Below are 12,347 nucleotides of genomic sequence, written 5' to 3' on the forward strand. Positions count from 1 at the left end.
ATACAAATTCATTTTCTGGGAGGAAGAATCGTGGCAATCAAAAGAGCACTGATCAGCGTGTCCGACAAGACGGGGATCGTTGAGTTTGCGAGCGAGTTGGCGAAGCTGGGCGTTGAGATTATATCTACTGGCGGTACGCAAAGTTTGTTGAAGGATAAAGGGGTGCCGGTTATCGGTATTTCCGAGGTTACAGGCTTCCCTGAGATCATGGATGGCCGTGTCAAAACGCTGCATCCGGCTGTTCACAGCGGTCTGTTGGCGGTTCGTGACAACGAAGAGCACCAAGCGAGCATGAAAAAGCTCGGTCTTGATTATATTGATCTGGTTGTCGTGAATTTGTATCCTTTTGCTGAGACGATTGCGAAGCCGAATGTCTCTTACGAGGACGCCATCGAAAACATTGATATCGGCGGGCCGACCATGCTTCGCTCAGCAGCTAAAAACCATGCGTTCGTATCCGTTGTTGTCGACGCTGCCGACTATGCAAAGGTGCTGGAAGAAGTCCAAGAGACTGGCGATACAACACTTGAAACGCGCAAACAACTTGCGGCCAAAGTGTTCCGTCACACAGGCTCATACGATGCTTTGATTGCTGACTACTTGTCCAAACAAATGGGCGAGCCTTACCCAGAGCGTTACACGGTAACTTACGAGAAAATGCAGGAGCTTCGCTACGGAGAGAACCCGCATCAAAGCGCGGCTTTCTATCGCAAGCCGAATGCAGCTGCCGGCAACATTACAACGGCTGAACAGCTTCACGGCAAAGAGCTTTCCTACAACAACATCAATGACGCTAACACAGCGCTTCAAATCGTTAAAGAATTCAGCGAGCCTGCCGTTGTTGCGGTTAAGCACATGAATCCTTGCGGAGTTGGTATCGGTACGAGCGTTCTTGAAGCGTACCAAAAAGCGTATGCCGCTGACCCTACGTCCATCTTCGGTGGTATCGTAGCTGCGAACCGTACGGTTGATGAAGCTACAGCGCAATTGCTGCATGAGATTTTCCTGGAAATCGTCATTGCGCCTGATTTTACACCGGAAGCGCTTGATATCCTTTCTAAAAAGAAAAATATCCGTCTACTGAAAGTAGTCGGCTTAGATACAGTTGCTGGCCGCAAGGCGGAGCCAGTCATTACAACAGTTGAGGGCGGCATGCTCGTACAAGACAGCGATGCTTACCAACTGACTGAAGCTGATCTGAAGGTTGTTTCCGAGCGTCAGCCTACTGAAGAAGAAATGAAGCAGCTGCTTTTCGCATGGAAAGTAGTTAAGCACGTTAAATCTAACGCTATCGTACTCGTTGCTGACGACATGACGGTTGGTGTAGGCGCGGGGCAAATGAACCGTGTCGGTGCAGCTAAAATTGCGATTGAGCAAGCGGGCGACAAGTCGAAAGGCGCTGTTCTTTCCTCCGATGCTTTCTTCCCAATGGGCGACACGCTTGAAATGGCTGCGAAAGCAGGCATTACAGCAGTTATCCAACCGGGTGGATCGATCAAAGACGAAGAGTCCATTCGCGTAGCGAACGAGAACGGAATCGCGATGGTCATGACGGGCGTTCGTCACTTCAAACACTAAAACAACTGAGAATGCTCACGATTCGAGTGCGGACCGTGGGCATTCCCCATGAAAGGGACTGGTGACAAAGAGATGCGTGTATTAGTAATTGGACGAGGCGGGCGCGAGCATGCCATTGTATGGGCACTGAGCAAAAGCCCGAAAATCAGCAAGCTTTTCTGCGCACCGGGGAACGGCGGCATTGCGGGGTTGGCGGAATGTGTGCCGATTACGGAACTGCAATTCGAAGAGATCAGCACGTTTGCGAAGGAGCAGGCGATTGATTTAGTTATGGTAGCTCCTGACGATCCGTTGGCTGCAGGCCTTGTGGACCACTTGGAGTCCAAAGGGATCGAAGCGTTCGGTCCTCGCGCAAATGCCGCGATTATCGAAGGAAGCAAAGTATTTATGAAGGAGCTCCTGAAAAAATACAACATTCCTACGGCGGCTTATGAAACTTTTGACGCGTATGAGCCGGCGCTGGCCTACTTGCGTTCGCAAAAAGCGCCAATCGTTATCAAAGCCGATGGCTTGGCTGCAGGTAAAGGCGTTACTGTAGCGCAAACGATGGAAGAAGCGGAAGCGGCGCTTCGCGATATTATGGTGGATCAAGTATTCGGTAAATCCGGCGCGAGCGTCGTGATTGAGGAGTTCTTGACCGGGCAAGAGATGTCACTGCTTGCTTTCGTGGATGGTTCGACCGTTCGTTTGATGGTACCTTCGCAGGATCATAAGCCTGTGTTCGATAACGACAAAGGGCCGAATACGGGCGGAATGGGCACTTACTCCCCGCTGCCGCATATCCCAGAGTCCATCGTGCAGGAAGCGCTTGTGAACATCGTTCAGCCAACTGCTGATGCGATGGTCAAAGAGGGCCGACCGTTCAAGGGCGTGCTGTATGCGGGTTTGATTTTGACTCCGAATGGCGTGAAAACGATCGAGTTCAACGCGCGCTTCGGCGATCCGGAGACACAGGTGATTTTGCCTCGCCTCAAAACAGATTTGCTTGATATTTTCCTTGCTATCAACAACGGAACGTTGGCTGAGCAGCCAATCGAGTGGAGCGAGGATGCGGCGGTTTGTGTGATCGTGGCTTCCGGCGGTTATCCGGGCCCTTATCCGAAAGGGTTGCCGATTACAGGACTTGAGAACGTGCAGGATTCCTTGGTGTTCCACGCAGGAACCGCGTTGGAGAACGGGCAGATCGTCACCAACGGCGGACGCGTTCTGGGCATCACCGGCATCGGGAAAGATATTATCGAAGCTCGTCAGAAAGCTTATGCGGATGCGGACCGGATTCATTTTGAAGGGAAGCACTATCGGACGGATATTGCAATGAAGGCTTTAAAATAGAAATGAAAAAACACAGTTTCTTTCTTGCGGGAAAGGGCTGTGTTTTTGCTTTGTGTAGGGGGAAGGGGGCCGTTACTTATCTCTCCCGCCTCGGATATATTTGTCCTTGTTTTTGTACTCATACCAGATGGCCAGGAGTACGCCGATGATGAGCGCGAGCGATATCCAGTGATTCACGATAAAGTTCCAGAGGGTGTTCATGCGATTGCCTCCTTGGGTTTTGCCTTTAGAATAGTTTTGGCAGCCGTTGTGCGTTTCATGCATGGGAAACGAATGGAGCAGGTGAAAGCGCCGAGATACAGAGAGGGAATGGTGTGATGTTTGTGGGAAAAAGGGTGATGCGGCTAGCTGCCATGGGTGTGTTGGTCTTGCTGGTTGGTTTGCTGGCTGCTTGTGGCGGTGAGCAGGCTGCTGTTGAGGGGCAAGCGATTAGCTTGTCGGCGGTGGAATCGCCGGCTGTAAGCGTGCCGCCGGCAGCTGCGGCAGTTGCGCCGACAGCTGAGCCGACGTTGGCAGCGGTGCAGGAGTTGGCACCAGAGCCAGAGCTTGTGGAATCGCTGGCTGTGGCGCACAAGCTGGTGATGCTGGACCCGGGGCATCAGCGTCACGGCAACAACGCGCCCGAGGCCGTAGGCCCGGATACGCGGGAGATGAAGCCCAAGGTCAGTTCCGGCACCGTTGGCGTGCGAACGAAAAAACCGGAATACGTGCTCAATCTGGAGGTTTCGCTGTTAATCAAAGCCGAGCTGGTGAGCCGAGGCATTGAGGTTGCGATGACCCGTGAGACGCACGAGGTCGATATCTCCAATAAGCAGCGTGCGGATATGGCGAATGAAGCTGGAGCTGCGCTGGTCGTGCGCATTCACGCGGATGGGGACAGTTCGCCGAAAACCAGCGGATTTTCGGTCTTGTACCCATCTGCTTCGTTGGCCGCGGTTAAACCGATTGCAGCGGCAAGCAAGCAGGCTGCCGGCTTCATTGCGGATGAGCTAACGGCAAAGACGGGGACGTCGTCTGGCAGAGGGCTGTCGGCGCGCAGCGATCTATCCGGCTTTAACTGGTCCAAGGTACCGGTCGTACTGGTCGAACTTGGTTTCATGACCAATCCGGAAGAAGATGAGCGGTTGTCTGCTGCCGAGTACCAGAAGAAGCTAGCCGTAGGTATTGCGGATGGTATTGAACAGTATTTGAATAAGAAATAGGGGCCGCCTGCCATGGGCGGCTTTTTTGCCGTAAGGCGAATTGTGAAATCAAAATGTGGACCACGAGGATGACGATCATTTATTGGGTTTTATTTTCGTTTTGAAGAGAATAATGTAGTATATTGGTAAAAAGTTTCCAATCCAAATGAGGGAGTGATTCGCTATGCTACCAGCTTTTTTTATTGCGCATGGGACACCAAGTCTGGCGATTGAGCAGCATGCGTACACCGAGTTTCTGCAGAAGCTGGCGAAGAGCATACCTCGCCCCAAAGCCATCGTAATATTCAGCGCGTACTGGGAAAGTCCTTTGCAGAAAATCAGCTCGTCCATCCATCCGGAGACTATCTATGATTTTTTGGGATACTCGGAAAAGCTTTATAACATTAAATACCCAGCGAAAGGTGATTTGACGCTGAGTTTGCATGTCCAGCAGTTGTTTCAAGAGGAAGGTATACACTGTGAGTTGGATGACGAGCGCGGGATGGATCACGGGGCTTGGGCACCTCTCTACATCATGTACCCGGATGCGCAGATTCCCGTAGTGGCGCTCTCGGTGAATCCGAAGTTGACGGCGGAGGAGCATTATCGCATCGGTGCTGCGCTAGGCTCCTTGCGAGAAGAGGATGTTCTCATCCTGGGCAGTGGAGGCACCGTGCATAATTTGCACCGCTTGGACCGGAATAATCCGGTGCCGCAGCTGTGGGCGGTGGAGTTCGATGAGTGGCTGGCGGAGCAGCTCGAAACGTGGAATCTCGAAGCGATTGTGAGATACGACGAAAGAGCACCTTATGCTGCGGAGGCGGTGCCGACGCCGGAGCATTTTGCGCCATTGCTGCTTGCGTTTGGTGCGGCAGATGGCGCGCGCCGCGCGAAGCTGCTGCATCACAGCTTCCAAATGGGAGCGCTCAGCTTATGCTGCTGGATGTTCGGCGGCATGAAAAAGCCGCAGCGATTTCTGGAGTAGTCCATGCCGGCGTGGTGCTACTCCAGAAATCGCTGCTTGAACTCCGGCTTCGGCAGCATGCAGTGTTCCGCCTTGCCGAACCAGCGATAGCGGTTACGCGCGACGTAGGCGTAGGCGAGATTCCGCAGCGTAGCCGGAATGACGATGGCCGCATACGCCAGCGGGTATGCGCCGCGCAGCCGCCGGGCAATGCGCAGCGCCGCTGTCGAGCGGGTGTAGGCGCGCCCGCCCTCGATCAGCACAATCGTGCTGATGTTGTCCGTGGGCAGCTTGTGCTGCTCGAGCAGCTTTTGCCCGGCAGCAGACTGCAAAGATGCGAAGCGGAAATGGCCCTTCGGGTCATTCCGCAGAATGAACTGCACAGCTCCGCTGCACAAGTTGCAGACGCCGTCGAACAGAATAACGGCTTTGTCGTCGGTTGGCGTGGTCATGAGGCGATGCCTCCTTATAGAGTTAAACGTGCCTAATATTGAAATTTCAACAAGTGCAGGACGTGAGACGTCTTTTTAGTATTTCTCAATGAGGTATAGCTACTTTTGTACGTGTGAGAGAGCCTTTTTGGCCGTCTCAGCATGAAAGTGTGGACACTTCAACTATTTCTGTGCTTTACATATCTTTTATTCAGTTTACCACTTGCCTGCTGCTCCCTCTACTATAGCTAATTACCGTGAATCATCCAACGTGTGAAGTATGCAGGGTGTGGATTCGGCCTGATGCAATCGTTGAATTTATACAGCATGCAGGCTGTGAATGCCCTCCCACGCAAAAGAACTTCTACATCTCTCTTGCCTAGCATATACATTTCATAGAACAATAGAAGAAGAGAAGAGGTGCCTATTGATGAAATCATTGTCCCTATCCCGTCGCAAAAGATCCCTCAGCGCCTGGCTCGTCCTTGGCTGCTCTGTCATAACCATTGTTGGCTGCAGCGATACGCCTGCTTCCTTGCCAACGACGAGCCCTGACACCGCAGCAGCAACAGCAGCTCCAACGCCAACGCCTGCCACTAAGCCTGCCAACACAGCCGTGGAGACGGAGCAGCCCTATAAATTCCCGCTGACCGGGCTTCCTTCCGCCAAAGAAGTGAAGAGCCGACCTTTCATGGTTATGGTTGAAAATGCTCCGCAAGCCAGACCCCAAACCGGCCTGGACCAAGCGGACATCGTCTACGAGATTCTCGCAGAGGGCGAGATTACTAGATTCGTCTCCGTGTTCCAAAGCCACGAGGCCACAGCGATCGGTCCTGTGCGAAGCATCCGGCCTTATTTTGTAGAGATCGGCGACGCGCTCGATGCCGTTATCGTCCATGCCGGTTGGAGCCAGGAAGCGATGGACATGATGGCGGGCCGCAAGCTGGCTCATCTCGATGAGGTCTATGGCGATGGAGCCTACTACTGGCGCTCGACGGATCGCAAAGCCCCGCACAATCTCTATACCTCTGTGGATAAAATGAAGCAGGGCGCCGAAGCGCGTAAATTCCGCACCGAGTGGAACGGACCGCTGCTTACTTTTGCCAAGGATGATGGTCAAAGTAAGCTTACCGGTGCTGCCGTGCATTACATCCTCATTCCATATCTTCAAGGGTATTTCGTCTCCTATGAATACAATGCTGGGGAAGGCGTGTACATGCGCAGCATGGAGGGCAAGCCGCATCTTGACAAGGAGAGCGGCAAACAGCTGCAGGCCAAAAATCTGCTCGTGCTGGAGAGCAAGCACAAAATTGTAGATAAAGAGGGTCGACGAGAGGTTGACGTGTTCGGACCCGGGAAAGGCGTTATCCTGCAAGAAGGAAAATCCCAGCAGATTACTTGGGAACGCAAAAACGGTATGCTCCGCGCCTACGCGGAAGGTGGTAAGGAAGTGCCGCTGCTGCCGGGCAACACGTGGGTGCAGATCGTGCCTGAGGGGACTGCGCTGAAAATGGAGTAAAGACAAATTTAACAATCCATTTACATTCCAATAATCATGCTGATACATTGACCCCTTATGATTAAAAGTCATGGGGGGGAATAGCATGAATAAATTTCAACGTAAAGTTTCAGTGCCCATATATACGGTATTCATTCTGCTGCTGTTTGGCATTTTTGGAATTAGCTATACAATCTGGGGGAACCAAGCCGCTGGCAAAGGTATCAAGGCAGGAGCCGCAGAAGCGACGTCGGAACTAACGGTTAATGGGGTTAAGAAAATCGTGTGGTGGCACTCGATGAGCGGCGAGAACGGCAAAGTGGTGGACAAGCTTGTCTCTGGCTTTAATGCGTCGCATAAGGATATGAAGGTGGAAGCGGTCTATCAGGGCTCTTACTACGATAGCCTGACGAAGCTGAAAGCGTCCATTGGTTCAACAATAGAACCAACGATGGTGCAGGTATACGATATCGGGACCCGATTCATGATCGACTCGAAGGCTATTACGCCAATTCAAAACTTTATCGATCAGGAGAAGTATGACACTTCCCAACTGGATGAAGCGATTATGAATTACTATACAGTGGGCGATACGCTGTATTCGATGCCTTTTAACGCGTCCAATCCAATTCTGTATTACAACAAAGATATGTTTTCGGCTGCGGGACTTAATCCCGATAAACCGCCGGTCTTGTATGAGGACGTTGCGCAAGCGGCGAAAAAGCTAACGAAAGAAGGCGTATGGGGCGGATACTTCGGTACATACAGCTGGTACATGGAGCAGCTTGTAGCCAATCAAGGCGCTGAATTGGTCAATAACGGCAATGGCCGTGACGGCTTGGCTACCGCTTGGCAGCTGAATGGAAAAGAAGGCGTCATGGCGCTTACTTGGTGGAAGGGGCTCGTTGACAGCAAAGTGGCCCTCCATTCTGCAGGCAAGGCAGATGGCTCGAAGAAAGCGTTCGCCGAGGGGAGGGTTGCTATGATCTTCGATACGACGGCCGCACTTCGTGATATCCTAAGTTCGGTTGACGGCAAGTTCGAAGTCGGGACGGGCTTCTTTCCGAAAGCAGAAGGGTCGGATTATGCCGGCGTGGGAGTTGGAGGGGGCAGCAACTGGATCATGAACAGCAAGTCCGAGGATGAGCAGCAGGCGGCATGGGCTTTCATGAAGTACTTATCCGAGCCTGAACAACAGGCGTTTTTTCACGTAAATACGGGCTACTTTCCAATTACGAAGATGGCCTATGATTTGCCTCTTGTACAGGACAATATGAAGCAATTCCCGCAGTTCAAGACAGCCATTGATCAGCATAATGCTTCGAAGTTGAATAAGGCGACGCTAGGCGGCGTTCTCGGTGTATACCCTGACGCTAGAAAGCTGACGGAGGAAGCCATTAACCAGGCACTCAGCGGCCAGAAATCACCGCAGGAAGCGCTTGATGCAGCAGCGTTAATGATTAATGCTAAAATAGTGGAGTATAATCGAGTGTTAAATTAATAAATGAAAGCCGGGGGGGACCTCGACCTGTCGCACTGATAATGGAACGTTCCCCAAAAGCGTCCGTACCTTGGGTCTTTACCTAAATAGCGCCCTGGAGCTCCTCTTTTAAGGCAATCATCATACACAAAAAGCATCCCGACTATGAGATGCTTTTTCATGTTTCCACCTTAATCCTTGTTAAGATGATTTGCTTGTTAGTTTTGCTTTTCGGAATTCGCCTGGGGATGAGCCTGTCCGGTTTTTGAACATGCGGTTAAACGAAGAGATGTTCCGATACCCCACCTGCATACCGATATCTTGAATGTTCAAGTCGGTCGTATGCAGCAGCTCCTTCGCATTGCTCACTCTTCGGTCATGCAAATGCTCCATGAAGTTGGCACCTGTCTTCTCTTTGATATACGTCGAGAGGTAGGAGGTGCTTAAATTCAGTTGATCGGCGAGTACATCGAGCGAGAGATCCTCAGCGAATTGCTCATGAATCACACGTAGAACAAGGTCAACGATGGGATCGTTGGCTTCCTTTTTCTCGCGGATGATCTGAGTAACGGCTCGGAAGTAAGCCTGAAAGGTTATTCGGTATTCCTCGACTGTACAGCATTCATCCAGCTGAAGCAGAAGGGGCTTAAGCTGCCATAAGGCTTCAGCTTGGACTTTGTAATGCTCTAGCACCATCTTGGCCTTGTCCGTCACAGCAAGCGTCATATGCCTAAACACATCCACAGACGCTTCTTTGTGGTCAAGCTCCTGCAGCCATGGTAGGAAGAGATCCAGTGTTTCCTGCTCTTTGCCTGCCTTCAGAACTGCGGTCAGATCCTGCTCCTGCGAAAGCGTTAAGACATAAGTAGAGAGATCCGAGCGAAACTCGGTTATCGTTTGCGTTTCATCCAGCAGTTTGGCTTGCATGGCCATTTCATTGACTTGGCGGTAGGCATATCCAAACTGAATTGAATGTTCAAACGCAGAACTTACGGCCGCCGTTACTAAACAGCAGCGCCTATCTTGATCGAGAACCTGCTTCAACTCCTCTAGCATGGCTACGATGCGATCCCGTTCATTACCGGGAAAAACAGATAGAAACTGATGATGCTCAATTTGAAAAGTATGCGACCCAGGAATCCTTTCATCCGCAAGCCGTTTGAGATGCGCACCAACCGACTGTGAGATTTGCTCCTTGCTCAGCGGGACTTCTACAAAAGCGGCTGCTCGAAAGCGAAGCTCATAAAGGACGATGGTATAGGTTTCCTCGGTACCTTGAATGTGGGGCCATTCACCAGACTCAAGATTAATATTTTTTAGCTTATTGATGAAATGATAATTGGTCAGCTCGGACTGTTGATCCTTCAGTTCTTGCTGAATTTGGACCTTTTCCTTAAGCAGCTGGCGTACAGGATGGTTAATCCGTTTGCTGAAAAAGATCGAGACAATGAACGCGATAACGATTGAAATGCCCAGCAGGATGATCATGAGATTATCCAAACGAAGGATTTTGGCTGCGAAATCAGGATTTGTAATCCGCATGATGAAATGCATACTGTCATCATTTTGATAATCGACATAATAAATCCCGTTTTCTAGTAGATAGGCACGCTCAGCGGGTGGGGATGAGAATAACGTCTCTGGCAGCTTAGTAGCACTACTACGATTCGTCTGATAAATGAGGTCTTGCCCCGGCCCTACAATGGTTAAATCCAGATTAGGATTTTCCTTGAGCATCGCGTCCCGCAAACGATCTGCGTCGATCATGGCGATCAGCATATTATCAGCCAGTGAAGGCTTGATTGAATAAGGAATCAAGGTTTTGGCTGTTGGATCGGCGCTTGAAGCCCCGAAGGATGCGGCTGGATGAAGCACGAAATTGTCTGTACGCTGAAACTGCGTCTGCCAATAAGGCAGCGGGTATGGCTTGCTGGCATACAGATTTGCAAACAATTCTTCATTCGTTCCCGGACCAAATTTATTAATGGCCAGATTCGCAGAACGAAACAAAAGGATCATATTATCCAGATAAAGTTCTGAGTCACCTACAATACTTTGGATGTCCAGAACAATGGGACGAGTGGTAAGCGTCTCGGCATCTTTCTTCAGAATCACTTGATTGTTAAGGGTTATGACATCTTTATCTGTGAATTGCTTGAAAAGGGCCTCTCTGATTTTATCCAACTGAAACTGATAACGCTCCGCCACTTTTTGCAAAGTGAGGTGATTCTGTTCGATCATCTCGCTGCGAAGGTGGCTTTTTAGCATCCAAAAGATGAGTAGGCTAAAGGACGAGAAGATCAGAATCAGAACGATAAAGCTGGTAAATACATGTCGAAACAGTGATTTATTGATTGGGAAAATAGTCATAAGTCGCAGGCCCCTTTGATCGTTACGCTGTTGACTTCCGGCGAGTTATATACACTTAATTGTAGACCATTATCCTTGGTAAGGGTATGGGCTTTTTTTTGGAAGCTTTGCATTTTTACTGATTCGGCAGTTCATAAAAGCTTAAAAAACCAATCGAAACAATGGGAAAGTATCGAAAATCATGTGTATAGGCAAGGCAGCGGCCCCCCGGATATGATGGGCAGGTAACAAGCGAGGCTCATGGGAAGGAGAGGTAATTAAGGTTCGAATGAGCAAGATCAGTTGATGAATGAGGGGATAGGAACGAAATGAAACACATGCGTGATAGGTTCGTGATCAACATCTATAAGAGTTTTTTTGCTATTGCTTTGGCGGTAATCGTATGCATGACCTTAGCTGGTTCGGCGGGAGCCCATTTCTCCTCGACCGGGTATTCCGATATTAAGGTGGGTGCGGATACGATCCAATACCACCTGTCGATCCTGGAGAGCGACTTTGTTCATATATTCCCGGACAAGCCGGATGGTGGCGACAAGATTAGCGATAAACAGTTGACGAGCTCTATGGAAGCTCTAACGAAGCTTGTAGACGACGGTCTTATTGTAACGGGAGACGGGAAAATCGGATCTGTGGTGATTACCGGTGCCAAGCATGAGAAACGAGCCAGCATGGATATGATCGGTATCGATATCCGATTTAAATTCGCTGCCACCGTGAAGCAATATCTGATGCAGTACAATTTCTTCTGGTACAGCGGGGTCGATGTCAACCATAGCAACTATGCCACGATTCAGGTCGGTGGACAAACCATCCAGCAGGTACTTGGCAGTCAAAATTATATTGTGCAGATTCAAGGTCCAGGCGCAGCAGCTGGGAATCCGTCAGCAGTCGCAGCACCTTCAGCCCTTGATGCGAAGCCTGCCGTTAACCTGGAGGCGACTTCTTGGCTGAGTACACTTAAGACTTACGTCCTCATGGGGATGGAGCACATCTGGTTAGGCCTTGATCACATGCTGTTCGTGCTTGGTCTCCTGCTAGCTGCTGAGCAAAGGGTATGGAAAATAGTGCGACTGATTACCGCCTTTACAATAGGTCACTGCATTACGCTAGTCCTATCTTCTCTAGAGGTCGCTTATCTCTCACCTAAAATCGTCGAACCCTTAATTGCGCTTAGCATTCTGTATATTGCTGTAGAGAATATATGGAAGCAAAAAGAGAGTGCGCGCGTGATCGTTACGTTGTTGTTTGGCCTAGTGCACGGCTTCGGGTTTGCCGAGGTGCTGCGAGGAACGTTGTCTGGACATATGGCCCTTCCTTTATTTTCATTCAACCTGGGTGTAGAAATTGGACAGCTTGTCGTCGTGGCGATTGTGATTCCAGTGCTCCTGTGGATAAAACGTTTGCCATTGCAAATCAAATGGAATCAATACGCTTCGGGGATCATTGGCGTGTTCGGGCTTTACTGGTTGATTGAGCGCATTATTAGCCAATAAAATTATTTATGATGAGGGGA

10 protein-coding genes are annotated in these 12,347 nt (G+C 50.4%); 7 read left to right on the forward strand and 3 right to left on the reverse strand.

Going from position 1 to position 12,347, the window contains the following annotated elements; genetic code table 11:
• Positions 1 to 30 precede the first annotated feature (30 nt).
• Together purH and purD are read left to right on the forward strand one after the other, a co-directional pair.
• A complete protein-coding gene (gene purH / locus J2Z65_RS27560; protein WP_167068845.1) occupies positions 31 to 1,578 on the forward strand; it encodes a bifunctional phosphoribosylaminoimidazolecarboxamide formyltransferase/IMP cyclohydrolase in 1,548 nt (515 codons plus the stop codon).
• 72 nt (positions 1,579 to 1,650) lie between these two features.
• Positions 1,651 to 2,910: a phosphoribosylamine--glycine ligase gene (purD, locus tag J2Z65_RS27565; protein WP_167068843.1), complete on the forward strand. Its 1,260-nt coding sequence runs from the start codon at positions 1,651 to 1,653 to the stop codon at positions 2,908 to 2,910.
• A 72-nt stretch (positions 2,911 to 2,982) separates the two neighbouring features.
• Here the strand turns inward: purD and J2Z65_RS35790 are convergent, their stop codons facing one another.
• Positions 2,983 to 3,111 carry a hypothetical protein gene (locus J2Z65_RS35790; RefSeq protein ID WP_275691095.1) on the reverse strand — a complete coding sequence of 43 codons (129 nt, stop codon included), beginning with the start codon at positions 3,109 to 3,111 and terminating at the stop codon, positions 2,983 to 2,985.
• A 116-nt stretch (positions 3,112 to 3,227) separates the two neighbouring features.
• Here J2Z65_RS35790 and J2Z65_RS27570 point away from each other — a divergent pair, with 116 nt between their 5' ends.
• Both J2Z65_RS27570 and J2Z65_RS27575 read left to right on the forward strand, forming a co-directional pair.
• The gene (locus tag J2Z65_RS27570) at positions 3,228 to 4,112 is read left to right on the forward strand and encodes an N-acetylmuramoyl-L-alanine amidase family protein (protein ID WP_193581173.1); all 885 of its coding nucleotides are present in this window, start codon (positions 3,228 to 3,230) and stop codon (positions 4,110 to 4,112) included.
• A 163-nt stretch (positions 4,113 to 4,275) separates the two neighbouring features.
• Positions 4,276 to 5,076, forward strand: a complete 801-nt coding sequence (locus J2Z65_RS27575; RefSeq protein ID WP_167068837.1) for a DODA-type extradiol aromatic ring-opening family dioxygenase — start codon at positions 4,276 to 4,278, stop codon at positions 5,074 to 5,076.
• 17 nt (positions 5,077 to 5,093) lie between these two features.
• On the opposite strand, the gene J2Z65_RS27580 is transcribed toward J2Z65_RS27575, so the two are convergent.
• Positions 5,094 to 5,507 (reverse strand): thiol-disulfide oxidoreductase DCC family protein, encoded by a 414-nt coding sequence (locus J2Z65_RS27580; RefSeq protein ID WP_167068834.1) that lies wholly within the window; start codon positions 5,505 to 5,507, stop codon positions 5,094 to 5,096.
• A 409-nt stretch (positions 5,508 to 5,916) separates the two neighbouring features.
• Between J2Z65_RS27580 and J2Z65_RS27585 the strand changes: the two genes are divergently transcribed.
• Positions 5,917 to 7,005 (forward strand): DUF3048 domain-containing protein, encoded by a 1,089-nt coding sequence (locus tag J2Z65_RS27585; protein ID WP_167068831.1) that lies wholly within the window; start codon positions 5,917 to 5,919, stop codon positions 7,003 to 7,005.
• 85 nt (positions 7,006 to 7,090) lie between these two features.
• On the forward strand, positions 7,091 to 8,485 hold the full coding sequence (locus J2Z65_RS27590; RefSeq protein ID WP_167068828.1) for an ABC transporter substrate-binding protein: 1,395 nt from the start codon (positions 7,091 to 7,093) through the stop codon (positions 8,483 to 8,485).
• A 180-nt stretch (positions 8,486 to 8,665) separates the two neighbouring features.
• Here J2Z65_RS27590 and J2Z65_RS27595 read toward each other — a convergent pair whose 3' ends face one another.
• Entirely contained in the window at positions 8,666 to 10,834 is a 2,169-nt protein-coding gene (locus J2Z65_RS27595; protein ID WP_167068825.1) for a helix-turn-helix domain-containing protein, read from the reverse strand.
• A gap of 308 nt (positions 10,835 to 11,142) precedes the next feature.
• On the opposite strand from J2Z65_RS27595, the gene J2Z65_RS27600 reads away from it, so the two are divergent.
• A complete protein-coding gene (locus tag J2Z65_RS27600) occupies positions 11,143 to 12,327 on the forward strand; it encodes a HupE/UreJ family protein (protein WP_167068822.1) in 1,185 nt (394 codons plus the stop codon).
• Positions 12,328 to 12,347: the final 20 nt, after the last annotated feature.

It is taken from the genome of Paenibacillus aceris, from assembly GCF_017874035.1.
Classification (GTDB): Bacteria; Bacillota; Bacilli; order Paenibacillales; family NBRC-103111; genus Paenibacillus_E; species Paenibacillus_E aceris.